This window comes from Enterobacter sp. IF2SW-B1 (assembly GCF_001743375.1).
GTDB lineage: Bacteria > Pseudomonadota > Gammaproteobacteria > Enterobacterales > Enterobacteriaceae > Enterobacter > Enterobacter bugandensis.
In genome coordinates, this window is sequence record NZ_MJAA01000001.1 from 36225 (window position 1) to 60578 (window position 24354).

The window sequence follows — 24354 nt, forward strand, 5'->3', positions numbered from 1 at the left end:
ACATGACACTGATGATGATAATTCTGGCCATCTGCGGCGGCGCGACGCTGAGCATACAGGCCGCAATTAACGGACAGCTCGGCAGCAGCGTGGGCGTTTTCAAGAGCGCGTTTCTGACGTTTTCCGTCGGCGCGCTGGTGACCGCCCTGCTCATTTTCTTCTTTGAGCCTAAGCAGACGGTCACGCTGCTGGACGTGCCGAAATGGCAGCTCCTCGGGGCGATGTTCGGCGTGCCCTACATTGTGATCATGGTGCTTGCCGTGCAGCGCATCGGCACCGCCATCGCCACGGTGGCGGTGATATTCGGCCAGCTCGCCATGAGCATGCTGATAGATAACTTTGGCTGGTTGAACAATCCCGCTATTCCGTTTTCACCGAGCCGTCTGGGCGCGGTGGTGTGCCTGGGGATTGCCCTGTACTTCATTTACTCCAGCAGCAAAACCGGCGATGTTCGCGACTAAGCTTCCGTATTCCGGGTAAAGAACAGCGTCACCGTGGCGACGGTGACGCCAAATTTCTTCATCTCGGTTTTATTGAACAGATGCGTCTCATCCTGCAGGTACATCCAGTCATCAAAGTTTAGCAGCCACGTTTTGCCGTTGGCCTTCACGTTCATGCTGTAATGCCAGTTAAAGGCGTTGCCTGCGGCCTGCCCGGTGGCAACCCCTTCAATATCACCTGCCGTTCCCTCGTAGCGGTCGTTCCCCACGCGACGGATGTGCCATACCCGCTGCTGCTTCTCGCCGTCGTCGTAAACGAAACGCTCGTTCAGCGTCAGCGTATCGCCGATGACGTCCCCGGCAATCTCAACGTGAAAGCGGCGGATCTGCTTGCCGCTGCGATCCTGCACCATGCCCCACGCTTCGGTTTTGCCCTGGAAGTAGTGGAAGATATCAAGCCGCGGCTGCTGCTGGCGATACTCGGACACCTCCGTACTGCAGCCGGCCAGCAGCATCGTGAATGCCAGCGCCAGCGTCAGGATTCGTTTCATTTTTTGCCTCCGATTAGCTGCTGACGCAGCTCAGGATATTGCGTGCGGGGATCGAGCCAGATGGCCAGAAAGCGGGTGCTGAACGCTTCTGACTGGCGCGGACCGAGCGGAATAAAAGATTTTTGCGCCGACGACGCGCGGTACCAGAACTGCCCCTGCTTATCGTTGAGAACAAACGCCAGCTGTGAACCCGGTCTGACATCCGGCCACAGGGACTGGAGCATCCTTAGCCAGGCTTCACTTTGCGGTTCCTGCGTCAGGATCCCCTGCGCCTGCCACTGGTCGCGGGTCGCCTCAACCAGTTCATCGCGATCTATGTCGCGCGCGTAGGTAATAATCAGCGCCTGATCCTGATCGTCCCGGCTGTAACGGCCATCCGGCGTGCGGAGCTGAGAGGTATAGACCGTGAACGGCCCCCAGGTCAGCGTGGCGTCGCCCACCTTGCGCCAGGCCAGCCAGTCGGCGGCCTGAGCACCAGGAACAACCAGCATGAGCCAAAACAGCAGAACCGCAGTCCTCATTTTTGTCTCCCCATTAGCAGGTGGAAAAACAGCATCAGCACCAGCCAGCCCGGCGCCATCCAGCTGACGACGATAAAGGTCGGCTCCAGAAACGTGATGGCGCCCAACCGCTCGCCAATCAGGTAGGCCACCGGGCCTCCCACGGCCGCCAGCAGGGTCAGCAGCCAGCCGGGTAACGTGGTGGTACGCGCAAGCTGCGTCCAGACCACGGCGAACATCAGCCACAATGCCACCATCCATAGTGGCATCAGGGAGTCGCCCGTGAAGGCAATCAGCCCCGTCAGCGCCCAGAGCGCATCCAGCAGGCTGCCCGCCGCGGCCAGCCCAATGGCGTAAAGACGGTATGCTGACGGCAAGAGAAGGCACGCCAGGATCGCCAGCCCGAGCCAGATAATCAGGCCCTGTTCGCGAAAAAGCACTACCAGCGCCCAGTAAAGATCGAACGCGACGGCCAGCAGAAAGACCTGAAGGTAGCGTCTCATACGCGCTCGGCGGTCAGCTGCACCACGCTGATGGTGCGGGCGTTAAACCCGGCTTCGCAGTAGCCGAAGTAGTACAGCCACATGCGGCGGAACCGTTCATCAAAGCCAAGCTTTTCAATCTCCTGCCAGGCGTGGACAAAGCGCTGCCGCCAGTTGGCCAGTGTGCGGGCGTAGTCCGGCCCCATGTCGAAGAGATTGCGCACCACGAAATCGGTGTGGCGCGTCATCAGCTCGTTCATCGCCGTAATGCTCGGCAGGAAGCCGCCGGGGAAAATGTAGCGCTGGATAAAATCGACGCTTTTGCTGTAGTCGCGATAGCGCTGGTCCTGAATGGTGATGGCCTGAATCGCCATCCGTCCACCGGGGCGCAGCCGCGCCTGACAGGTACGGAAGAACGTGGGCAGATAGCGTTGCCCGACGGCTTCAATCATCTCTATCGAGACCAGCTTATCGTACTGCCCGGTGAGGTCGCGATAGTCGCAGAGCAGTACCTCAACCCGATCCTGCAGCCCGGCGCGGGCAATGCGCTCGGTCGCCCAGATATATTGCTCCTGCGACAGCGTGGTAGTGGTCACCCGACAGCCGTAGTGACGGGCGGCGTATTCCGCCATCGCCCCCCAGCCGGTGCCAATTTCCAGCAGGTGATCACCCGGGTTTAGCGCCAGCTGCTCGCACAGGCGCGCCATTTTGGCCTGCTGAGCCGCCGTCAGATCCTGCTCGTCCGCGGTAAACAGTGCGCTGGAGTAAAGCAGTTCCTTATCCAGAAAATGGGCATAGAAAGCGTTGCCCAGATCGTAATGGGCGGCAATATTTTCGCGGGCCTGGGCACGAGAGTTGCGCCGCGTCCAGTGGCGCAGCCGCTCCAGCGGTCGGCCAAGCAGCCGGAACCCGTTCTCCAGACGACCAAGCACCTCGCCGTTGAGGGCCAGGATTTGCAGAAGCGGCGTAAGCTGCGCGGTCTCCCATTCGCCGTCCATCCAGGCTTCTGCGGCGGCAAGGCTACCGCCCGTTAAGACGCGCCAGTAGACGCCGGGCGTGAGGATCTGCACGTCCGCGTGCAGCGCGGAGGATGTCTCGCCAAAATGGAAGGTCTGCGCCCCTTCACGCAGGGTGAGTGAGCCGCCGCGAATGCCGCTTAACAGACGAAACAGCAGCCATCGCGCGATGCGGACGTTGCGCGGGATATCGGGTTCTAGCGCAAAGACGGGATCGGTCATGAGCGTTCACTCCTGCTGACGGGATGGTTATACAGCGGCACGCGCTTGAGCCACAGCCTCAGCGCCTGCCAGTAAATGGCGAAAACGGTTTTCAGAGTCATCAGCGGGATGCGCAGCAGCAGCGCGCGCAGCGCCGGACGGGTCAGAGGCTCCCGGCGCAGGGCCAGCGTGGCGTCAAAGACCTTCGTTTCCTGATGATTTTCAATGTGCATATGCAGCGTGTTGTCCGGGTTGTTGAAGCGCCAGTGGTAAACCATGTCCATCGGGTTGAAGGGGGAAACGTGAAACGCTTTTTCCGTGGGCCGGGCATTTTGCCCGTCGACCGCGTAATAATGGCGCTCGTTCCACGGCGTGTTGCGCACCTCCGCCAACACCCAGCGAAGCGTGTTTTCCTGGTCATAGCAGTAGTAAAAATTAACCGGATTGAAATGAAACCCGAAGTAGCGCAGCTGCGTCAGAAGCATGACCCGCCCTGCGGGACGTTCCCCGGTCAGGCTCTCCAGCCTGTTCAGCACGTTCTCTTTAAGCGGCGTGCCGAGCGGATAGTCCGCGTCATGGAACGCGGCGGCGGCAAAGCGGTTGCGCCGCACGCCGACGGACGCCAGCAGCGGCAGTTCATCAAGATCCAGCCAGGCCATAAAAACGCCGTAGCTGAATTCATGCGTTTTCGGCTGAAGGCGGCGGTGGCGCAATACGCCGTGATAGAGGCAGCTGTTCATGTCAGTTCCCCTCCCCGGCGGCTATTTCATTGACCACGTCCAGTGCGCTGCGCACGCCGTCTTCATGAAAACCGTTGTACCAGTAAGCGCCGCAGAACCAGCTCCGGTGATGACCGTTGATCTCCCCACGGCGCGCCTGCGCACGCCAGCTTTGCGGGTTAAACAGCGGATGCTCATAGACAAAGCGTTGCAGGACGAAGCGTTCATCCACCGGCGCGTCCGGGTTCAGGGTGACGCAGAACAGTGGGCTGCCCGCAGGCAGACCCTGCAGAATGTTCATGTTGTAGGTGACGCAGGCGCTGGCCTGCTCCTGCGCGCTCAGGCGGTAGTTCCAGCTGGCCCAGGCGCGTTGCCGCACCGGCAGCCAGCGCGGATCGCTGTGCAAAACAACCTCGTTGCGCTGCCAGCCGATATCGCCCAGCACTTCGCGCTCCGCGGGCGTAGGATCCTCAAGCATCGCCAGTGCAGCGGCGGAGTGGCAGGCAAATATCACCTGGTCGAAGGTGTGGCTGCCGTTTTCAAGCTGAAGCGTGGCCCCGCGCGCGTGGCGGCTCACCCGCAGAACAGGCGTGTTCAGGTGCAGCGTCAGGCGGTCGCCCAGTTTTTCCAGCATGGCGCGGATATACTCCCGCGAGCCGCCCGGCACCACGTACCACTGCGGACGCTGGGTGATATCCAGCAGGCCGTGGTGATGAAAGAAGCGCAGGAAGAGCGGCAGCGGGAAACGCTTCATCTCCTGCAGCGACGACGACCAGATCGCGGCCCCCATCGGCAGAATGTAGTGGCGCGCAAAAAACGGCGTGAAGCCGTGCTGGTCCAGAAACGTCTGCAGCGTGGCGTTCGGATCGACTTCTCCTTCAAGGGCCTGTTTCGCCAGGCGGTTAAAGCGGACGATGTCACCGAGCAGACGCCAGAATGCCGGATTCACCAGGTTTCGGCGCTGGGCAAACAGCGACGTCAGGGTGTGGCCGTTGTACTCAAGCCCCGTCTCGGGGTTGTGTACTGAAAAGCTCATCTGTGTTTTTTGCCCGCTGATGCCGAGCTCGCTGAGCAGGCCCATAAAGCGCGGGTAGGTGCGGTCGTTGTAGACAATAAACCCGGTATCGATCGCGTATGTGCCCTGGGGCGTTGAGACGTCAACCGTCGCGGTATGGCCGCCGGGCGTGGTGCCCGCTTCAAACAGGGTTACCTGATGATGCCCTGCCAGCCGCCAGGCGCAGGTCAGCCCGGCGATGCCGCTGCCGATAATTGCAATGTTCATGAGCGCACCATCCTGCGCAGCAGCGTGCGCTGCAAAAACGCGGGCAGCCCGGAGAGCAGCCGCAAAATAAGGCCAAACCCGGCCGGAAACGCGATATGCATTTTGCCCTTCGCCAGCCCGGTACGGATCGCCTTGACCGCTTCGTCAACGCTCACCCTGCCCGGCATGGCAAAATCGTTTTTGCGCGTCAGCGGGGTATCGACAAATCCCGGAGAGACGACCGTCACGGCAATCCCCTTTGGCTCCCAGTCCAGACGCAGACTGTCGGCAAACCAGCTCAGCGCCGCTTTGGAAGCACCGTAGGCCTCTGCCCGCGGGAAGGGAAGCCAGTGGGCCATCGAGCTCACCAGCACCACGCGGTTACCGGCAACCAGCTGCGGCTGCAGCGCGGCCAGGCAGTTCACTGGCCCGAGAAAATTGGTGGTCATGACCCGCTCCACCAGCGCCGCATCCACCACGCCGCCGTCGAGATATTCGCAGGTACCGGCGCAGAGAATAACCAGATCGGCGTAAACGCTGCTGAGCGCCTGGCGACAGGCGTCCCTGTCTGTCATATCGAACAGGCGAACGGTGAGACTGGGGCAGGTCTGATGCAAAACTTCCAGACGCGCCGGATCGCGCCCGCAGGCAATAACGTGGTAGCCGTCAGCGGCAAAGGACTTCGCCAGCCCCGCGCCGATGCCCGAGCTCGCGCCGGTAATCAGCACCGTCTTCATGATTTGACCCTCCGCTTCACGCCGCGTACCGCCCAGCCCAGCAGAGGGAGGTGTTCGTAGATCATCTCTCCCGCATCGTAGAAGTCCCGCTGACGCGTGATGAGATTGTTTTCGGTGTCCACCACCGAACATCCTGGCAGTTCAAGCGGCTCGCCTCCGGCAATGCGCGGATGCGACCAGTGCATTACCCAGGTGACAACAAACCGGTTCCCGCTGCACAGCGGCGGATCGATGATAAAACGGCATTTCTCGACGTTTGCCAGCAGATGGGTGAAATAGCGCTGAAGCGCGAAAATACCGTTGTGCTCGCCGAACGGATCAATAAGGGTGGCATTCGAATGGTAAAGCCCGACCAGCGCGGTCGGCGGCTGGCTATCCAGTGCGGCGTAGTACTCAATAAACCGACTCACGACAGAGGGCAAAGTGCTCATGGGTCACATCCTGGCTGTAAACAACGTGGCGTAATCGCATAATTAAAACTTACACAATTAACGTTATTTGTCCAAGTTTGTGCAAATTTATTTTTTATTACCCATAAATATCAATAATTTGAAAACACAATCACTTGACGGTTTTGTAGACCGGGTAAGGTGTAGCCGCCACCCGGCTTTCACTTTCAGGTTATCCTTAAGGCAAATTCAGCCGTCATCTTCCAGGCTTATCCTTTTTATTCATAAGGATGCCTGACATGAAACGTTTCTTTCTCTCCCTATTCTCAAGCCCGGAATCCTTACTGCAGGTGATGAGTCAGCAGGAAATTATTGAAGCCGTGGAAGATGGCGACCGCATCATTATCGACCAGGACGGGAACGCCTCGGTGAACTACAAGAGCAACGAGGTGCGGCAGGACTTTCTGCGTCACGTTAACGCGCTGAAGAGGGCCTGATATGGGAACGGCGATATTTATGGTGCTGATGGTCTGCGGGTACTGGTACACCAGCCGCGACCTGTCGACCCGCTTTAAAATCAAGCGTTCCTTTGGCTGGGACGTCTATTTTCTCGTCGCGCTTTACGGCTGTATTTTCGTTTTGCAGGGCGTAATCGCCACGGGATTGCTCTGGCTGCTGCTGTTCGCCCTTTCCGCCGCCAACAACGCTTTCCACTTTGCCTCACCGAAATACACCGACTGGCAAATCGACTTTATGAACTGGAGCTTTTTAGGCATTCAGGCTCCGGTGGTCGTGATGCTGGCGTTTGCTATCCTGTTTTGCCTCTACCGCTCTAACTGGGCAGGAAGCGCCAGGCTGGACGGCGAGAGCCGGAAAAAGCTCTACAAACGGCTTGCGCAGGCGAGCGGGATTGAACAACTGCTCTATCAGTGTATGGAGCAAGGCGAGCTGGCGCAGGTGACGCTCCGGTCGCGGCGGATTTACGTCGGCATGATCCACACCGCGACGCTGGAATATGAAAAAACGGCCAATATCGTGCTGATCCCAATGTTGAGCGGGTACCGGGATGCGAAGACGATGAATCTGCGTATCGAGAATAATTACAGCAAGTGGTATGCGGAGCATGACATCACGCTCGACTCTGAACCCCGCAGCGCCATGTCATTCCGCAAGGTGATTTTGCTTAATCAGATTGAGAGCATCTCGCTGTTCGACCCCGCCAGCGCCAGCGCGCTGTCGCTGGCACAGCGGGACGAGAGCCAGACGTCCCCATAATGTTGAGTACGCTCTGCTGGGAAGCGTGCACGACGAAAGGCGAATGACACATCATTTATGGTGATATTCACGGTTGCGCATTCTGATAAAGATCCCAGCGGTTGCCGTAAATATCTTCAAACACCACCACCGTACCGTACTCTTCCTCACGCGGTTCTTCGCAGAAATGAACGCCTTTTGCTTTCATGGCATGGTAATCGCGCCAAAAGTCATCCGTCTGAAGGAACAGGAAAACTCTTCCACCGCTTTGATTACCGATAAAACCTTCCTGCCTTTCGTTGGAGGCACGAGCCAGCAGGATATTGCAGTCGCTTTCCGGGTTGGGTGAGACGACGACCCAGCGTTTCCCCGGTTGGGGCGTATCCTCTACGAGGGTAAAACCCAGCCTGTCGGTGTAGTATTCAATGGCGCGATCGTAGTCATCAACCACGATAGCCACGCATCCCAGGCATCGTTTCTGCGTTCTCATATTTTTCGTTTCCTTTGGATAAATAGCTTACCGATTCGGTGAGTCGATATTCCAGCTACCGTAATACTTGCGGCAGATTCAGGACTTATTTCTGACCGGTCAACGCCTCTAACCCACTTTTTAACACATTTATTACCGTCTCTGAATCCATGCCCATTTGTGCATGAATAATGGCGCCGTCAATAAGCAGCGTGATTTCATTGACGACGCGCTCATCAGCGATCTTCGTCAGCAACGCAATCATATTCTTAGTTTCGATTTTATGACCGCGGCATATCGCTTTTATTTCGCTTTCTATATCTTCGGATTTGGCTTCTGCGCTGGCATTAATAAACGCGCAGCCGTGGAACTCGGGCGAAATAAACCATTCATAAAGGGTTGCAGATATCGCATCAGAAGGTATTTCGCCTTCATCAAGATGTCGACGCAGCGTGGTCTCAAACCAGTTAATCCATATTTCATGTCGATAGTGCAGGTAGGCGAGAATCAGTAAACTTTTACTCGGAAAATGGCGATAAAACGTCACCTTGGTCACCTTCGCCTCTTTAATCAGCGTATCCACCCCCGTCGCCCTGAAGCCATTGGAATAAAAAAGATCGTGCGCCGTCAGTAATATTTTATCCCTGACGCTGATTATTGCTTCGTTGCCTGCGTGCTCGGTTTTCACTTTTCGGTAGCCTCAAAACGGATGTTGACAGCGTTATTTTTCAGGCATAGATTAGCGCAAGTAGACAGACCTGTCTACTTCATCATACAGAGGTAATCGCCATGAACACACGCCCACCCTTACCGCCCTTCACCCGTGAAAGCGCGATCGAAAAGGTCAGACTGGCAGAAGATGGCTGGAACAGTCGCGACCCGGCGAAGGTCGCGCTGGCCTATACGCAGGATACTCAATGGCGCAACCGCGCGGAGTTCGCCACCAACCGTGAAGAGGCGCAGGCGTTTCTGGCGCGGAAATGGAAAAAAGAGCTCGACTATCGTCTGATTAAAGAGCTCTGGGCATTTACGGGCAACCGGATCGCGGTGCGCTATGCCTATGAATGGCATGATGATTCCGGCAACTGGTTCCGCTCGTACGGCAATGAAAACTGGGAGTTTGAACCGGACGGACTGATGAAGCGCCGTTTTGCCTGCGTTAACGATATGCCGATAAAAGAATCCGAGCGACTGTTCCACTGGCCGTTGGGTAGACGCCCGGACGATCATCCCTCATTGAGCGATCTGGGGTTATAGTTTTGTCACCAAAATCAGAGATAGCGCGCATTTCGGTGACCACCTCAGGACTACCCTATGAGCGGTTTTCAGGAGGAACAAAATATGAAAAAGCTTCTGATATGTTGTTTGTTCGGTAATACCGCAAACGCTCTTGCCAAAAAAATGCAGTCCCTGACAGAACAAGAAGGCTATCCACTGATGATTAGCGCCGTTGGGCTGGATAACTTCGCCAGCGTCGCCCCCGCTTTCGACGGTTTTCTTATCGCGCCGCACATTCAGTACAAACTCGACGAGATACACGCAACGGTGGGCAATACACGTTCAATCGCCATCATTGAGAGTCTTCCCTACGCGTCTCTGGACGCGAAGAAGGTGTTGAATTTCGTAAAGGAGCAAATGCCTGAACTGGCTGCCTGACAGACAAGGCCGCATCGCTATTGCGGCCTCCTCGCCCCCGCAGACAGATAGATGCCATAGCGCGCGAAAAACAGTGATACACTTACCCCACCTGGTTGATCGTCCCGTCTGAACGGCTCACGACGAAAACGGATGTAACCAAAATACGAAATGGTCACTCGTTGTCAATCGTAGCTCGTCACGCTAAGCTTACATAATGACTAAAACTATGAACGCCCCATCAATACGTGGTCCACTTGACCATTCTGTCAGAGAGCAAATCGTCGAAGCGGCCTTTGAGCACTTCGGTCACTATGGCTATGAAAAAACCACCGTCGCCGAGCTGGCGAAATCTATCGGTTTTTCAAAATCCTACATTTATAAGTTCTTCGATTCCAAGCAGGCTATCGGCGAGGTGATCTGCGCTAACCGCCTGGAGCTGATCATGACGGCCGTGCTTTCCGCCATTGCGGATGCGCCGTCAGCCAGCGAAAAAATCCGCCGTCTCTTCAAAGCACTTACCGAGGCCGGAAGCGAGCTGTTTTTCCACGATCGCAAGCTCTACGACATCGCCGCCGTCGCGTCACGGGAGAAGTGGCCTTCGACGGAAAGGTATACCGAAAGCCTCCTGAAGCTGATTGAGAGCATCATTATCGAAGGCAGACAGGCTGGAGAGTTCGAAAGGAAGACGCCGCTGGATGAGGTCACCTGCGCCGTTTACATGGTGATGTGCCCTTACATTAACCCCGTTCAGCTGCAGTACAACCTTGAAACTGCCCCAACGGCAGCGGTACTCCTCTCCTCACTGATTTTAAGAAGCCTGGCCCCCTGATTAGTGACCATTGACTTTATTGGTCACTAATCACAGAATGCGGAAACTGTCCTGTTACTTCAAAAGGGTTTCCCATGCTCAGGCTCACTTCAGCCCGCCTTGCCATATGTCTTCTGCCGTTTGCCCTCGCGGCATGCGGCGATATTTCCGCGAGTGACGATCCGCGCACCAGGCCACCGCTTGTCAGATCCGCCTCCGTCGAGATGGCGAATCCAGCCGCTCGCACCTTTACGGGCGTGGTGGTGGCAAGAACGCAAAGCGACCTGGGCTTCAGGGTTCAGGGTAAAATCCTCGAACGTCTGGTGGATACCGGGCAGACTGTCAAACAGGGCCAGCCCTTACTGCGCCTGGATCCGGTTGACCTGAAATTACAGGCTCAGGCGCAGCAGCGCGCGGTGGATGCTGCCCAGGCGCGGGCGAGAAAAGCCACCAGCGATGAGGCGCGTTATCGCGGTCTGGTGGCATCCGGCGCGGTGTCCGCCGCGGAGTACGATCAGATTAAAGCGGCGGCCGATACGACCAGGGCGGATCTCAGCGCCGCCCGGGCGCAGGCCAACGTGGCGCAAAACGCCACGGGCTATGCCGTCCTGCTGGCGGATTCAGACGGCGTGGTGATGGAGACGCTTGCCGAACCCGGTCAGGTGGTCAGCGCCGGGCAGGTGGCGATCCGCCTTGCCAGAGCGGGACAGCGCGAAGCGCTCGTGCAGCTTCCGGAGACGCTGCGCCCTGCCGTCGGCAGCGAAGCACGAGCCACGCTTTATGGCCGTGAACAACACCCGATCACCGCCACGTTGCGCCTGCTGTCTGACTCCGCGGATGCCACAACCCGGACGTATGAAGCACGCTACGTGCTGGCTGGCCAGCTGGCGAACGCGCCGCTGGGGGCGACCGTCACGCTCAGCCTTGAAGACCCGAAAGCGGAAGGTCAGGCCATGCAGGTCCCGCTGGCCTCACTCTACGATGCGGGTAAAGGGCCCGGCGTCTGGCGTATTTCCGCCCAGCCGGCAAAGGTCACATGGACGCCGGTTAAGGTGCTGAGCGTGGGCGAAGATGCGGTCCAGGTCACGGGCGGCGTGAAGCCCGGGGAGAAAATTGTTGCGTTAGGCGCCCATCTTCTGCACGAAGGTGAAGTTGTCAGGCTGGCAGAACAACGCCATGCCGCTCCGGCGGAGAACGCGCCATGAGCCAAAGTCGCTTCAACCTGTCCGCGCTGGCCGTCCGCGAGCGTTCCGTCACGCTGTTTCTGATCGTTCTGGTGACGATTGCCGGTATTTACGCTTTTTTTGGACTGGGACGCGCGGAAGATCCGCCCTTCACCGTGAAGCAGATGACGGCAATTGCCGTCTGGCCGGGCGCAACCGCGCAGGAGATCCAGGATCAGGTGGCCGAACCGCTGGAAAAGCGCCTGCAGGAACTCAAATGGTATGACCGTACGGAAACCTATACCCGCCCCGGCATGGCGTTTATCACCCTGTCACTGCAGGACAAAACCCCGCCTTCTGAGGTGCAGGAGGAGTTCTATCAGGCGCGTAAAAAGCTTGGGGATGAATCGCAGCGTCTCCCGGCGGGCGTCATCGGCCCGATGATCAATGACGAATTCTCGGATGTCACCTTTGCCCTCTTTGCTCTGAAAGCAAAAGGCGAACCGCAGCGGCAGCTGGTACGCGATGCCGAAGGCCTGCGCCAGCAGCTTCTGCACGTTCCAGGGGTCAAAAAAGTGAATATCATCGGTGAACAGGCCGAGCGGATTTATATCGCCTTCTCCCATGACCGTCTGGCGACGATGGGCCTCTCACCGCAGGATATTTTCAATGCCCTCAACGACCAGAATGCCCTGGCCGCGGCGGGCGCCATTGAGACCCGGGGCGCGCAGATTTTTATCCGCCTGGACGGCGCGTTCGATGAACTGCAGAAAATCCGCGATACGCCTTTAGTCGCTCAGGGCAAAACGCTCACGCTCTCGGATGTGGCAACGGTTGAACGAGGCTATGAAGATCCCCCGACGATGCTGATACGCAATCAGCATGAACCCGCCCTGCTGCTGGGTGTTGTCATGCGTGAGGGCTGGAACGGCCTGGCGCTGGGTAAAGCGCTGGATGCGGAGACGGCGAAAATCAATGATAGCCTGCCGCTTGGCATGACCCTGACCAAGGTGACCGACCAGTCCGTGAATATCCGCTCGTCGGTCGATGAGTTTATGATCAAATTCTTCGTCGCCCTGCTCGTGGTTATGGTGGTCTGTTTTATCAGCATGGGCTGGCGCGCGGGCGTGGTGGTCGCGGCGGCGGTCCCGCTGACGCTGGCGGTCGTCTTCGTGGTGATGGAGGCCGCGGGAATAAACTTTGACCGCGTCACGCTGGGCTCCCTGATCCTCGCCCTCGGCCTGTTGGTTGACGATGCCATTATCGCCATCGAAATGATGGTGGTGAAAATGGAGGAAGGTTACGACAGAATCAAAGCCTCAGCCTACGCCTGGAGCCACACCGCCGCGCCGATGCTGGCCGGTACCCTGGTGACGGCGATTGGCTTTATGCCGAATGGGTTTGCCCAGTCGACAGCTGGGGAATACACCAGCAATATGTTCTGGATTGTCGGCCTCGCCCTGATTGCCTCATGGTTTGTTGCGGTGGTGTTCACGCCGTATCTGGGGGTGAAGATCCTGCCGGCGATCCCTAAAGTGGAAGGCGGCCATGCCGCCATCTATAACACGCCTCGCTATAACCGTTTTCGCCAGCTGCTTGGCCACGTTATCGCCAGAAAATGGCCTGTGGCCGGGTCCGTGGTCGCCATTTTCATTCTGGCCGTGCTCGGCATGGGGCTGGTAAAAAAACAGTTCTTCCCGACCTCCGATCGCCCGGAAGTGCTGGTTGAAGTACAGATGCCTTATGGTACCTCGATTGCGCAAACCAGCGCCGCTACTGCAAAAATAGAAGCGTGGCTGGGCAAGCAGCCAGAAGCCAAAATCGTCACGGCCTATATTGGTCAGGGCTCGCCCCGTTTCTATCTGGCAATGGCCCCCGAGCTGCCCGATCCCTCTTTTGCGAAAATCGTGATCCTGACGGACAGCGAGACGTCACGCGAGGCGCTCAAGTACAGGCTCAGGGAGGCCGTCGCCAGCGGCCTTGCGCCCGAAGCCCGCGTGCGAGTGACGCAGCTGGTGTTTGGCCCCTACTCACCTTTCCCGGTTGCCTGGCGCGTGTCAGGGCCGGATGTCAAACAGGTGCAAGACATCGCCGAACGGGTGAAAGCCGTGCTTCAGGCAAGCCCGATGATGCGAACCGTTAACACCGACTGGGGCTCGCGCGTTCCGGTGCTCCATTTCACTCTCGATCAGAACCGCCTGCAGGCGACCGGCTTAACTTCCAGCGCCGTTGCCGGGCAGCTTCAGTTCCTGCTCTCAGGCGTGCCTGTCACCTCCGTGCGGGAAGATATTCGATCGGTAGAGGTCGTTGCCCGCGCGGCGGGTGATATCCGCCTTGACCCGGCAAAAATCGAAGGCTTTACCCTGGTCGGCCATGCGGGACAGCGCGTGCCACTGTCTCAAATTGGCAAGATAGAGGTCGGCATGGAAGACCCGGTCCTTCGCCGTCGCGATCGCACCCCCACGATTACCGTACGGGGCGATATCGCCGACAATCTTCAGCCGCCGGACGTGTCGGTCGCCATCATGAAGCAGCTCCAGCCGATCGTTGATACGCTGCCGGCCGGCTACCGCATTGACATGGCGGGGTCGATTGAGGAGTCGGGCAAAGCCACGCAGGCCATGTTACCGCTGTTCCCGATCATGATTGCCCTGACGCTGCTGATCATCATTTTGCAGGTGCGCTCACTCTCCGCGATGGTCATGGTGTTCTTAACCGCGCCGCTGGGGCTGATTGGCGTTGTGCCGACCCTGCTGATATTTAATCAGCCGTTTGGCATCAACGCGCTGGTCGGCCTGATCGCCCTTTCTGGCATTCTGATGCGCAATACGCTGATCCTGATCGGTCAAATCGATCATAACCAGAGGGACGGCCTCGATCCGTTCCAGGCGGTGGTCGAGGCGACGGTCCAGCGAGCGCGGCCGGTCTTACTCACCGCCATGGCGGCCGTGCTGGCGTTCATTCCCCTGACGCATTCGGTATTCTGGGGCACGCTGGCCTGGACGCTGATCGGCGGCACGCTGGGCGGGACGATCATTACGCTCGTCTTCCTGCCCGCGATGTATGCGATCTGGTTCCGGATCCGCCCGGCTGAACAACGCGTGCAGCATGCCACGGAAAACGTGTAAACTACCATCAGTAGATAACTGACCTGAGGCAAGCATGGTTGTTAAGCGCTTAAGAAAAGAGGACCGCCGCGTGCAGCTCCTGGAGGTTGCGCGAGGGATCGTGCGTCAGCAAGGCACGGAGGCGTTGACCCTTGGCTATCTGGCAGAACGGGCTAACGTGACCAAGCCTATCCCCTACGACCACTTTGGCGATCGTGAGGGGCTATTGATGGCACTGTATCAGGACTATAGCGATCGGCAGCTGGAGAAATTCCGCGAGACGCTCGCGGTAGACAGCAAAACGCTGGAGAAGACGATCCGCTTTTTCAGCGCGGCCTATATCGACTGTGCCATTGCCGCCGGGCCTGAAACCGGGCCAATCGCCGCGGCGCTGTCCGGTTCTCGCGCGCTGCAGACGTTTCGGGAAGCATGCGTGGCCGAATGCGCCGACTGCCTGCGCACCGCGCTTTCTCCTTTTATCGTCTTAAAAGGTGTTCAGGGAGAAGCGGTACTGACGGCCATCATTGGCGCGGCGGAGGCGCTCAGCACCTCGGCGGGCAACGGCGTGCTCGCCCGGAATGTGGCAGAAGATATGCTCTGCGGCGTCATGACCGGGGTGCTTGAGACCTACGCGAATAGCACAAAATGATTGCCGGGGGCGGATTGACACCTAAGTTACCAATAGTAATATAGGCATCACTTCTCCCCCATCTGGAGGTCGCTATGTCTGCAACCCATGCCATTAAAAACGCGCTGATCGTGACGGCACACCCGATCGACAATTCGTTATCCCATACGCTGGCAGCCCGTATTGCCGGGAAATTACGCGAGGAAGGTACGCAGGTTGAGATCGCCGATCTGCATGCTGAAGAGTTTAACCCGGCGATGACCCGCGCCGATCTCGATTTGTATCACGGCGATCCGAGCGCCCTTCCTGACGATATTCTGCGCGAGCAAAAGCGCGTCGAGCGCGCGGATATGCTGGTATTCGTCTTCCCGGTGTACTGGTGGTCGGTTCCCGCGCTGTTGAAAGGCTGGTTCGATCGCATGTTAACCCTGAACTGGGCGTATAAGGTGGCCGACGACGGCCGGATTGTGGGCAACTTACGTGATGTTCCCGTCCGCCTGATTGCCACCGGCGGTAGCGATCTTGCCGGGTTCGACAAACACGGCTATTCGACGGCGATTCAGACGCAGATAATCGAAGGGGTATTTGGCTTCTGCGGGTTGAAGAACGTTAAGCTCGAAATCCTTTACCAGGCAGACACGGCTACGCCTGAGCAGGTTGAGGAATTCCTGCAAAGACTCGGCGACATCCAGTAAACCATACGGTTCTGGCGCGCTTTTCTGCGCGCCGGGAACACTACAGGAAAATTACAGGGTAAAACGCCTATCACCCACCTGCGCCTGGGCGTACCATTTCATCAACTCTACAGTACCTGGCGCGTTCTCAGCAGGCGACCACGGGGCGGTATCATGCTCAGGCACGGGCTGATACGCCCCGTGTTTTACCTCAAAAATGACGCCGCCTTTATCCAGCGACAGCACGGCATGCCAGGTTCCGGCATCCATCTCCAGAACTTTACACTCTTCGCCTAACACCACGCGCCGGGTCACGTTTCCGCTGTCGTCAAAATTCAGCACCAGAAAGCGACCGCTCAGCGCCGTCAGCAGTTCAAACGTGTGCGGATGGCGATGGGGGCGGACATAGGTACCGGGTTCCATTGCAATGGCCAGGCGCTGCACCGGATCGCTCAGGTCAGGGTGTAAATTACGGTGTGCGCGTAAGCGAGGAGAATGTGCGGCCTGCTCGCTTTGCTGCTGCAGGTCACTAAAAGTAATTTGTTTCATATAAGCCTTTGAGAATGTGGCGATTAACGGCAAGCCGATTGCTGCACGACGTTATACCATCCTGAAAAGCCGATAAGCTAAGGCATTTGTGAAACAAAACGCTGCCGTGAGAGGATCTGCAATGTTGGAGCCCAGAGCGCCACATTGAGTAAAACTCACATTAATGCCAACTATTTATCGTTTTTCAAACATAACCGCACTGAAATACCATCCATTTACCCCTGGTATACCGCTATCAAAAACAGATAGCGACGTAAAAACAATAAATAATAATGTGCGGATATGGAGCACCTATGACACTCGATGTTTTATTCCATTTATTGAAAACCCTCTCACCAGAAAAAAGCACCGCTGATGAAAAAATACCTGCGCTAATCACCTTACTTTCCTCAGAAAGTCATCGTTCAGAAGCGCTTTCGCCATTTATACATCGACTGCACCTGCTCTCATTTGCCCAGAACGCTCCTGGCAATGCCGAGGAGCTACTCTCAGCACATATTACAAAAGACGACGGACTCTCCCCCCAGCCTGACTTCGCGGACTGGCCACGGGTGCGTTACGCCGAGTCCGGTGAAGTACAGACGCCGGAATCAGAAGAGTATTTTCGTAAAATGACCTCGGCTGCCAATGTGCTACGTTCTTCGCTGATCGACGAAGAGCGCGCAAAGGGGACGCCAGCGCTTTATATTCTGGATAAATTACTTAACCTGAATAGCGCACTGCCGGAAAGATATAAAAAGATGGCGAATATACCCTACGCGTAAACTTATTAAACAGGATAGTCCGTAAGGAATATCCTGTTTAATTTAAGACAGCCGCTTTTCATTATACTCAAGACAGACGATATCCAGCGAAGGAACGACCGGCGAATTAAGGTTAAGCCAGGCCAGCAACCGTTCAATACTCTGTCCTCTGAGCGAATTTTTCGGCCAGACAAGATAGTAACCATCCCCTGTTGCTATCGCCTCCCGGAAGGGCAGCGCGAGCAAGCCGCTTTTCAGCGCGTCGAGCGTGAGCCGGAGATCGGCCATCGCCACGCCGTGTCCGTGCATGGCCGCAAGGCTTCCCTGCTCCAGGGTGTCGAACACGATCCCGCCGCTCATGTCGAGGCCGGGGAATAAGCCCGTCCTTTTCAGCCAGCGCTTCCAGTCCCGTCGGTCCGGTGACGGATGAATAAGATCGCACTCAGGAAGCTGATGCCGGGCAGGCTCCAGCAAAGACGGCGTACAAACCGGAATAAGCCATTCGCTGAACAGTAGCCTGCTCTCCGTTGACTCGCCGAAATAGCCGTTACCGAGGAGGATCGCACAATCGTAGGGCTCGCGGCTGAAGTCAACGGTGTCGAAGTCCATCCAGACGCTGGCGATTTCGATTTTCGGCTTCGCATGATTCTCCCGAAAGGATTTAAGCACATTGAGAAGCCATCGCATCGTCAGGGTGCTGGGGGCCTTGAGGCGCAGAAGGTGGTTTTCACTTTTGAATGCGCGACAGGCCCACTCAATATTCGAGAAACTTTCGCTAAGCTGCCCGGCCAGAATACGCCCGGCGTCGCTGACTTCCACTCTCGGTCCCTGCCGTTTAAACAGCTCGCAGTCGAACCACATCTCAAGCGTGCGGACATGCCTGCTGACCGCCCCCGGCGTGATATTCAAGACTTCAGCCGCTTTGCTGAACGAGTTCAGCCGTGCGGCAACTTCGAACGCGCGCAGCGCATACAGTGGCGGTAAAGACATACATTCCCTTTTTGGAAGGTGTAATCATACAGTTTTTGTATTATCGGCACACGATGACGTCAGCCAACATTTTTTATCGCCGGGGCTTCCTGCTGAGGCATGCCGATGATCCTGGCCTGGGTGGTGATGAAGATAGCTACTTTGCGATAATCTCTGTTCAGACTGACGGAAAAGAGGATGTTTAAAGTGCTGGCTTATATCACGATTGGGACAAATGACTTTCAGCGCGCCGTGAACTTTTATGACGCTATTTTTAACGTGCTGGGCTATACGCGTCTGCCCGCCTGGACTGATAGCTGGGCAATGTGGGGAAACGAAAATCATCCGGATGACGAATTTAGCTTCTGTATTTGTCCTCCATTTGACCAGCAACCCGCGACGGCGGGAAACGGGACAATGTTCGCTTTCAGAGCAGATAACGCGGACATTGTCAGACGCTTCCATGCAGCGGGCCTCCGTGCGGGTGGGAAAAATGAAGGCGTGCCCGGTACACGAACCGCCTACGGCCCCGACTTTTATGTTGCCTATCTGCGCGATCCTGACGGACATAAACTGGCGTGCGTTTGCCAGCATTATTCTCCTGATGCAGATAAGGTATCAGGCGAAGAAGAGTCACTTCAATAATAAAATTTTTCGGTAAGGACCGGTAGACACCCAGTCCTGCGGAGATCACTTCAGTTCCAGCATGCTTATTACATGGGAAATATCCGCGATGTCGCCAGCCGACAATGGTTGCAGAGGTCGAGGCAGGCAATCCATGTCGGTAAGACCAAGCACGCCAGCCGCAGCAGCAATAACGCGAATACTTCCGCCATGTTTACGGAACAGCGACCACAATGGCTCAAGGCGGGTTGTCAGGGCTGTAACGCGTTGACGATCGTTTGCCGCCGCGGCTTCAGTGATTTGTTTCGCCATCTCAGGGAACAGACCGCCACACACGGAATACCACACTTCACAACCGGCGTTTAATCCCAGTCCCGCATAAGCGTCGCCACTTATACCGATTGTTACGCCAGGATGCAGATGTTGACGTAACCCCTTCACCCGCTCAGTTGCTGCAGCGGGGCTATTCGGGACGCCAGGGATCTTGACCGAGCGAACACCCTCAAGTGATGAGAGACGACCGTGGAGTTCATCCGTAAAGGTAAAATGCGTCGTGCCCGGATTATCATAGATACACACCGGTACAGACACGTGCCGGGTAACGGTCTCAAAGAGTGAGAAGACTTCTTCGTCACGGAGTGGCTGGTAGCTGACCGCCGGGAGTAACAGCGCATTCGCACCAGCGGCCTGTGCATCATCTGCCAGATGCAGAATGGCATCGGTACTGACCGCTCCCACACACACCATCACGGGGATGTCCCCTGCATGCTGTTTGGCCAGCGTTGCTACGCGCTTGCGCTGCTCCCGGGTCAGATAGGCGTAGCTTCCGGTTGACCCCAGGATGCCCATAGAATCAACCCGAGCGTCTGTAAGACGGGAAAGGATATGGCTGAAACCCTTTTCATCCACGCCGCTGGCGGTGACTGGGGTTAATGGAAATGCCGACAAGCCGGTAAACATACATGTTTCTCCTGAAGGATATTACTGCTGTTGTTCTTCGATGAGAGCAACGTCAAACCACAGACCGGGCATCATTTTTTCCAGGCCGTCGGTCAGCATTTTTCCGGCTTCGTGAAGCGTCTCCAGCGGCATCTGCGGGAGACTCTCCAGAATGAACCACATTTGCTGCGCTTCCACGCCTAAGCGGGTTCTGATCCCCTGTCGCCAGTTCCAGCGACGGCAGGTCACGCCGATATCATCACACCAGATAACCTCCCCTTGTGAAGGATACTCAACGGTGGTCTCTCCCTCTTTGACCGTATCAAAAAGTTCTGTTCCTTTTGCCACAGTCAGACGCGGCGCCCCCTGATAGGCAGAGAGATCCTCTCCACCAACCGGAACGGCATAGCGGAGACTGACGGCATTATAAAGATCAACGACAGGATCGAGCGCTGGCATCGTTCCGTCACGTAAGACGCGCTTGCGTAACGCATCCGCTGAGCAAGGGGTGCGTTTAGGTTTAGCCCCAAATTTTTGAAAAACGTCGGCCCATGCCGCCAGATGAGATTCCGCCCAGGCAGGCTCACCGGCCAGAACCGCCTCACAGGCTTCTCGCAGCGCCGTTTCTCCAGTGCCGGGATTAAGCACTGGCGCAGCTTTTACGCGGATACTGAGCGCCCGAAAGCCAGGAGCAATACGATAAATTTCAGGAGAAATTGACGGAGATACTGTTAACACGTGATAATCCTGTAATGACCAATTTATTCCATGATAATGACCAATGACCAAAAAAGTCAATTTAATGACCGATGCAAATTCGATCGCCAGCTCCGTGAATGAAGCCGTATCGCAGCGAATTAAACTGTATCGTAAGCAAAAGAAAATCTCCCTTGATGAACTCTCGCGTCAGGCGGGTGTAAGTAAGGGAGCGTTGGTTGAGATAGAGGGATGCCGGGCGAATCCCAGCATTGCCCTGTTATGTCGCCTGGCTGCCGCGATGGGGGTTTCGGTGGCTGATTTTGTGGATGTCAGTGCCAAACCGACCGTGCATCTCATTGCTGAAGATGAGATCCCAGAATTGTGGAAAAGTGAAACAGGCGGGAGAGCAAGATTGCTCGCAGGGTCGGGTGGCCCTGATATGACCGAGCTCTGGATGTGGGAAATGCAGCCCGGGGAAAAGTTTGCGTCACCCGGCCACGCGGAAGGAACGCTTGAACTGTTTTATGTTCAGTCGGGCACGCTCACACTCGGCGTACAGGATCACGTGTATCAGATAAAAACTGGCTGTTCGGCAACTGCCAGAACGGACGTTCCTCATTTCTATGAAAACCGGGAGAAGGACCCATTGGTATTCATCATGACAGTGCATGAGAAAGCGTCCTGAGTTGTAGTCCGGTATGCCAGCAGGGCTTGTCTCATTAAAGCAATTTACAATTTATTCACATAACTGCCTTTGTCTAATTGATTGGCGCAAAGTAAGGGGGTAACATCCACTTTTTCGGATAAAGAAAATGTCTGTTACTGATTCTCTCCTTGCCTTCTCTCTCGCTGCACTACTGCTCACCCTCACTCCGGGCCTGGATACGGCACTCATTCTACGAACGGCATGTGCTGAAGGTGGAAAGAAGGCTTTTCAGGCAGCTCTTGGAATTGATACTGGCTGTTTTATCTGGGGCGCACTTGTTGCGCTGGGACTGGGAGCGCTGCTGGCGGTGTCAGAGCTCGCTTATACCATGCTGAAAATTTGTGGTGCGACTTACCTTTGCTGGCTGGGTTTGCAACTGCTGAGGCGGTCACGTTCATCTTTCAATCACGGCGATGGCGTTAATCCTTCAGCGGGGAACTGGTTTATAAAAGGAATGCTGGGAAATGTACTCAATCCTAAAATGGGTATTTTCTATGTCTCTTTTTTACCTCAATTCATACCTGCCGGACATTCCCCCTTTGTATGGACTTTTATACTTGTCAGCATTCATGTCGCAATAGGGACAATGTGGTCAGTCACGCTCATTTTATCCACGCACTTTGCATCAGCCATACTGAAGAAAAGCAGTGTTGTCAGGGGAATGGACAGAGCTACAGGAGGATTGTTTTTGTGCTTTGCGGCTAAACTTGCACTCAGCACAAGATAACCTGATTAACGCTAACACAGCTCAGAACGTCCGCTGTGGTCACATAACTGACGTTATGAACGGTGCCCTGTGAAGCTTTTGAAATCAAACCGATAATACGAAGGCGGCTGTCCCGTGACACGGCGGAACATCGTGGCGAAAGATGATGCATTGTCGTATCCGAGAGTGAGTGCCACTTCATTCACCGGTTTACCTGTTATCAGCAACGTCAGTGCACTGACGACACAGGCTCGCTGTCGCCATGCAGAAAATGACATGCCGGTTTGCCGTAAGAAAAGTCGACGAAAGGTACTGGCGCTCATAAAAAGCGTACTGGCCCAGCGCTCAGCAGGGTCATGGATTGAGGGGTTGAGTAAAAACGCCTGACAAAGAGCCAGCAGAGCCGGATGTTGTGGCAGCGGAATATCGAATTCGCGAACCGGCATTTCCGCCAGTTCCAGTAACAGCAGATTTACCAGCGCACGGTCGCGTGCGCTGTCATACATCAGCGGCAAATCCACGGCATCAAGCAACAACTGACGTAACAATGGCGATACGCTGATCACCTTACAGTGTCGATACTTAATCGATCCCGTCACACATGTTGGTTCAATATATAAGCTACGCGTGGTCACACCTACAAACCGGACAGCGTGAGGGGTTTCGGGTGGGATCCATACTGCATGTTGTGGGGGAACAACCCACTCTCCGTTACAGGTTGAGACGTACATGAGACCCGTTGCGCCATACAGCAGCTGCGCGCGGCGATGTTGGTGTTGTGGCAGTATAAATCCCTGCGCATAGTCATTGCCTAACGCCACCACTTCACGATCGAGCTTATCGACATCTTCAATTTTTACGTTGCGCACACCGGTCTCCGTCTGAACGATTTACAAAGGTAATTGAGCGCTGCGCAAATGGGAAGCAGGATGCTACCGGTATAAGCTGCTCGCTCATTTTCAGGTCGGGGATATTCTCTTGAACGATATCGCAATTATTGCACTGGCAGGCTTTACTACCGGTATCACCACGGTGCTCTTTGGTTTTGGGGGCGGTTTTGTCGTGGTGCCATTTGTTTATCAACTGATGCTGCGGCAGTCTGAGCTGGCAGGAAACGCCATGCATATCGCGGTTGCTACCTCAACGGCGGTGATGATTTTTAACGCGGGCTGGGTCAGCTACCGAAACTGGCGCGCCGGCAAACTTTCAGCGCAGACATTGTTCCCATTATTATGGTTTATCGCCATCGGGGCTGTCGTGGGTTCCTGTCTAGCGGGAGTCTTCAGCGAGAATATTGTTCGCGCACTGTTCATTCTTTATATGCTGGTAACCATTGGCGATTGTTTGTTGCGCAAAGGTTTTTTTAGCTGCAGTTCCCCGCGTCGCTTGTCACTTTCTGTGGTAACGGGCGGCGGAGTGATCATCGGCATGATAGCCGCATTGCTGGGCGTGGGTGGCAGCGTGATGACAGTGCCATTATTACGGCGACACGGCTATGCGATGGGTGAATGTATTAGCGCTTCTAACCCGCTTTCTCTGCCTGTCGCGCTGTGTGGTGCCGTGACGTATGCGTTCATTGGTTGGCAAAATATTCCGGTGAGCGGATTTCTCGGTTTTATCAGCCTGAAAATTTTAGGCCTGTTGGTACTGACGGGCTGGGCTGGAATAGTTTTTAGCCGTCGGGTTATACCTGCTTTACCTGACATATGGCACGCACGAATCTATGTAATACTGCTGTGCCTGGTGCTACTGGCGATGCTGCTCCAGTAAACCCATCCATCGCGGCGACTACTGGGCTACCTGTACCAACGTCCGCTCCTGGCACAGAGCGGACATAATGAATTTCGGCTATACCCGGCAAATGGAAGGCTCTGGCGACAAAAACACTCACCTTCCCAGTGCCGCAACAATTGCCCCCTCCATTTTCTCTGGCGTCGTCATCGGTGCAAAACGCTTGAGCGGCTTACCGTCGCGTCCGATCAGAAACTTAGTAAAGTTCCACTTGATCCGCCCACCCAGCACGCCAGGCAATTCGTTTTTCAGATAACGAAAAATCGGGTGTGCTGCGGAGCCATTGACCTCAACTTTCCCGAACATGGGAAAACTGACGCCGTAGTTAATGTAACAGGTCTTTGAGATTTCATCGGCGTCGCCGGGTTCCTGCTTACCGAACTGGTTGCAGGGGAAGCCCAGCACCACTAACCCTTGTTCGGCGTATTTCTTGTATAGCGCTTCGAGACCCGCATACTGGGGCGTAAAGCCGCACTGGCTGGCGGTATTGACGACCAACACCACCTTCCCCGCATAGTCGGCCATTGAGATAAGACTGCCATCCAGGCGGGTGGCGGTAAGCTGATGAAAGCGTGTCATGCTGAAATCCTC

Annotated in this window: 31 protein-coding genes; 15 read left to right on the forward strand and 16 right to left on the reverse strand. The window is 56.0% G+C overall.

Features of this window, described 5'->3' with window-relative positions; all coding sequences use genetic code 11:
• Positions 1-2 precede the first annotated feature (2 nt).
• Entirely contained in the window at positions 3-461 is a 459-nt protein-coding gene (locus A6013_RS00125) for a DMT family transporter (protein WP_069732302.1), read from the forward strand.
• On the opposite strand, the gene A6013_RS00130 is transcribed toward A6013_RS00125, so the two are convergent.
• The 8 genes from A6013_RS00130 to A6013_RS00165 are packed head-to-tail and all read right to left on the reverse strand — an operon-like array spanning position 458 to position 6338.
• Positions 458-991 carry a DUF3833 domain-containing protein gene (locus A6013_RS00130; protein WP_028013063.1) on the reverse strand — a complete coding sequence of 178 codons (534 nt, stop codon included), beginning with the start codon at positions 989-991 and terminating at the stop codon, positions 458-460. The genes A6013_RS00125 and A6013_RS00130 overlap by 4 nt on opposite strands.
• Positions 988-1512, reverse strand: a complete 525-nt coding sequence (locus A6013_RS00135) for a hypothetical protein (protein ID WP_048960633.1) — start codon at positions 1510-1512, stop codon at positions 988-990. The genes A6013_RS00130 and A6013_RS00135 overlap by 4 nt, the downstream gene beginning before the upstream one ends.
• Entirely contained in the window at positions 1509-1994 is a 486-nt protein-coding gene (locus tag A6013_RS00140; protein ID WP_028013061.1) for a DUF2878 domain-containing protein, read from the reverse strand. The genes A6013_RS00135 and A6013_RS00140 overlap by 4 nt, the downstream gene beginning before the upstream one ends.
• Positions 1991-3211, reverse strand: a complete 1221-nt coding sequence (locus A6013_RS00145) for a cyclopropane-fatty-acyl-phospholipid synthase family protein (protein ID WP_069732303.1) — start codon at positions 3209-3211, stop codon at positions 1991-1993. Before A6013_RS00145 ends, A6013_RS00140 begins: the two co-directional genes overlap by 4 nt.
• A complete protein-coding gene (locus A6013_RS00150; RefSeq protein ID WP_069732304.1) occupies positions 3208-3930 on the reverse strand; it encodes a DUF1365 domain-containing protein in 723 nt (240 codons plus the stop codon). Before A6013_RS00150 ends, A6013_RS00145 begins: the two co-directional genes overlap by 4 nt.
• A gap of 1 nt (position 3931) precedes the next feature.
• Positions 3932-5191, reverse strand: coding sequence for an NAD(P)/FAD-dependent oxidoreductase (locus tag A6013_RS00155; protein WP_069732305.1), 1260 nt, complete (start codon positions 5189-5191; stop codon positions 3932-3934).
• Positions 5188-5907, reverse strand: a complete 720-nt coding sequence (locus tag A6013_RS00160; protein WP_045261404.1) for an SDR family NAD(P)-dependent oxidoreductase — start codon at positions 5905-5907, stop codon at positions 5188-5190. Before A6013_RS00160 ends, A6013_RS00155 begins: the two co-directional genes overlap by 4 nt.
• A complete protein-coding gene (locus A6013_RS00165; protein WP_069732306.1) occupies positions 5904-6338 on the reverse strand; it encodes a nuclear transport factor 2 family protein in 435 nt (144 codons plus the stop codon). The genes A6013_RS00160 and A6013_RS00165 overlap by 4 nt, the downstream gene beginning before the upstream one ends.
• Before the next feature lie 257 nt (positions 6339-6595).
• Here A6013_RS00165 and A6013_RS00170 point away from each other — a divergent pair, with 257 nt between their 5' ends.
• A complete protein-coding gene (locus tag A6013_RS00170) occupies positions 6596-6793 on the forward strand; it encodes a hypothetical protein (protein WP_008502331.1) in 198 nt (65 codons plus the stop codon).
• 1 nt (position 6794) lies between these two features.
• Positions 6795-7571 carry a hypothetical protein gene (locus A6013_RS00175; protein ID WP_028013055.1) on the forward strand — a complete coding sequence of 259 codons (777 nt, stop codon included), beginning with the start codon at positions 6795-6797 and terminating at the stop codon, positions 7569-7571.
• A 67-nt stretch (positions 7572-7638) separates the two neighbouring features.
• On the opposite strand, the gene A6013_RS00180 is transcribed toward A6013_RS00175, so the two are convergent.
• Together A6013_RS00180 and A6013_RS00185 are read right to left on the reverse strand one after the other, a co-directional pair.
• Complete coding sequence (locus tag A6013_RS00180; protein WP_028013054.1) at positions 7639-8040, reverse strand: VOC family protein; 402 nt, start codon at positions 8038-8040, stop codon at positions 7639-7641.
• Between the two features lie 85 nt (positions 8041-8125).
• On the reverse strand, positions 8126-8707 hold the full coding sequence (locus A6013_RS00185; protein WP_069732307.1) for a TetR/AcrR family transcriptional regulator: 582 nt from the start codon (positions 8705-8707) through the stop codon (positions 8126-8128).
• Positions 8708-8808: 101 nt separating this feature from the next.
• Between A6013_RS00185 and A6013_RS00190 the strand changes: the two genes are divergently transcribed.
• From A6013_RS00190 to A6013_RS00220, 7 genes are all read left to right on the forward strand, one after another.
• Positions 8809-9276 carry a DUF1348 family protein gene (locus A6013_RS00190; RefSeq protein WP_069732308.1) on the forward strand — a complete coding sequence of 156 codons (468 nt, stop codon included), beginning with the start codon at positions 8809-8811 and terminating at the stop codon, positions 9274-9276.
• Positions 9277-9360: 84 nt separating this feature from the next.
• Positions 9361-9675 carry a PTS sugar transporter subunit IIB gene (locus A6013_RS00195; RefSeq protein WP_069732619.1) on the forward strand — a complete coding sequence of 105 codons (315 nt, stop codon included), beginning with the start codon at positions 9361-9363 and terminating at the stop codon, positions 9673-9675.
• Between the two features lie 196 nt (positions 9676-9871).
• Positions 9872-10486 carry a TetR/AcrR family transcriptional regulator gene (locus A6013_RS00200; protein WP_047368492.1) on the forward strand — a complete coding sequence of 205 codons (615 nt, stop codon included), beginning with the start codon at positions 9872-9874 and terminating at the stop codon, positions 10484-10486.
• A gap of 74 nt (positions 10487-10560) precedes the next feature.
• Entirely contained in the window at positions 10561-11670 is a 1110-nt protein-coding gene (locus A6013_RS00205; RefSeq protein ID WP_069732309.1) for an efflux RND transporter periplasmic adaptor subunit, read from the forward strand.
• Complete coding sequence (locus A6013_RS00210) at positions 11667-14756, forward strand: efflux RND transporter permease subunit (RefSeq protein WP_069732310.1); 3090 nt, start codon at positions 11667-11669, stop codon at positions 14754-14756. Before A6013_RS00205 ends, A6013_RS00210 begins: the two co-directional genes overlap by 4 nt.
• Before the next feature lie 34 nt (positions 14757-14790).
• Positions 14791-15384 carry a TetR/AcrR family transcriptional regulator gene (locus A6013_RS00215; protein ID WP_069732311.1) on the forward strand — a complete coding sequence of 198 codons (594 nt, stop codon included), beginning with the start codon at positions 14791-14793 and terminating at the stop codon, positions 15382-15384.
• Positions 15385-15458: 74 nt separating this feature from the next.
• Positions 15459-16058 carry an NAD(P)H-dependent oxidoreductase gene (locus A6013_RS00220; protein WP_069732312.1) on the forward strand — a complete coding sequence of 200 codons (600 nt, stop codon included), beginning with the start codon at positions 15459-15461 and terminating at the stop codon, positions 16056-16058.
• 51 nt (positions 16059-16109) lie between these two features.
• Here the strand turns inward: A6013_RS00220 and A6013_RS00225 are convergent, their stop codons facing one another.
• Positions 16110-16586 (reverse strand): WbuC family cupin fold metalloprotein, encoded by a 477-nt coding sequence (locus A6013_RS00225; RefSeq protein ID WP_028013049.1) that lies wholly within the window; start codon positions 16584-16586, stop codon positions 16110-16112.
• Between the two features lie 293 nt (positions 16587-16879).
• On the opposite strand from A6013_RS00225, the gene A6013_RS00230 reads away from it, so the two are divergent.
• Positions 16880-17350 (forward strand): hypothetical protein, encoded by a 471-nt coding sequence (locus tag A6013_RS00230; RefSeq protein WP_069732313.1) that lies wholly within the window; start codon positions 16880-16882, stop codon positions 17348-17350.
• A gap of 42 nt (positions 17351-17392) precedes the next feature.
• Here the strand turns inward: A6013_RS00230 and A6013_RS00235 are convergent, their stop codons facing one another.
• Entirely contained in the window at positions 17393-18319 is a 927-nt protein-coding gene (locus A6013_RS00235; protein ID WP_045261411.1) for a LysR substrate-binding domain-containing protein, read from the reverse strand.
• 186 nt (positions 18320-18505) lie between these two features.
• Here A6013_RS00235 and A6013_RS00240 point away from each other — a divergent pair, with 186 nt between their 5' ends.
• Entirely contained in the window at positions 18506-18943 is a 438-nt protein-coding gene (locus A6013_RS00240) for a VOC family protein (RefSeq protein WP_083264149.1), read from the forward strand.
• Positions 18944-18988: 45 nt separating this feature from the next.
• Here the strand turns inward: A6013_RS00240 and A6013_RS00245 are convergent, their stop codons facing one another.
• Positions 18989-19882, reverse strand: coding sequence for a dihydrodipicolinate synthase family protein (locus tag A6013_RS00245; protein WP_069732315.1), 894 nt, complete (start codon positions 19880-19882; stop codon positions 18989-18991).
• Between the two features lie 21 nt (positions 19883-19903).
• Positions 19904-20599 carry a B3/4 domain-containing protein gene (locus tag A6013_RS00250; RefSeq protein ID WP_069732316.1) on the reverse strand — a complete coding sequence of 232 codons (696 nt, stop codon included), beginning with the start codon at positions 20597-20599 and terminating at the stop codon, positions 19904-19906.
• A 43-nt stretch (positions 20600-20642) separates the two neighbouring features.
• Here A6013_RS00250 and A6013_RS00255 point away from each other — a divergent pair, with 43 nt between their 5' ends.
• Together A6013_RS00255 and A6013_RS00260 are read left to right on the forward strand one after the other, a co-directional pair.
• Positions 20643-21245 carry an XRE family transcriptional regulator gene (locus A6013_RS00255; RefSeq protein ID WP_069732317.1) on the forward strand — a complete coding sequence of 201 codons (603 nt, stop codon included), beginning with the start codon at positions 20643-20645 and terminating at the stop codon, positions 21243-21245.
• Between the two features lie 127 nt (positions 21246-21372).
• Positions 21373-21993, forward strand: a complete 621-nt coding sequence (locus tag A6013_RS00260) for a LysE family translocator (RefSeq protein WP_069732318.1) — start codon at positions 21373-21375, stop codon at positions 21991-21993.
• 53 nt (positions 21994-22046) lie between these two features.
• Here A6013_RS00260 and A6013_RS00265 read toward each other — a convergent pair whose 3' ends face one another.
• A complete protein-coding gene (locus tag A6013_RS00265; protein WP_032674706.1) occupies positions 22047-22841 on the reverse strand; it encodes a helix-turn-helix domain-containing protein in 795 nt (264 codons plus the stop codon).
• A 109-nt stretch (positions 22842-22950) separates the two neighbouring features.
• On the opposite strand from A6013_RS00265, the gene A6013_RS00270 reads away from it, so the two are divergent.
• Positions 22951-23742, forward strand: a complete 792-nt coding sequence (locus A6013_RS00270) for a sulfite exporter TauE/SafE family protein (protein WP_069732319.1) — start codon at positions 22951-22953, stop codon at positions 23740-23742.
• 117 nt (positions 23743-23859) lie between these two features.
• Here A6013_RS00270 and A6013_RS00275 read toward each other — a convergent pair whose 3' ends face one another.
• On the reverse strand, positions 23860-24342 hold the full coding sequence (locus tag A6013_RS00275) for a glutathione peroxidase (protein ID WP_069732320.1): 483 nt from the start codon (positions 24340-24342) through the stop codon (positions 23860-23862).
• Between the last annotated feature and the right edge of the window lie 12 nt (positions 24343-24354).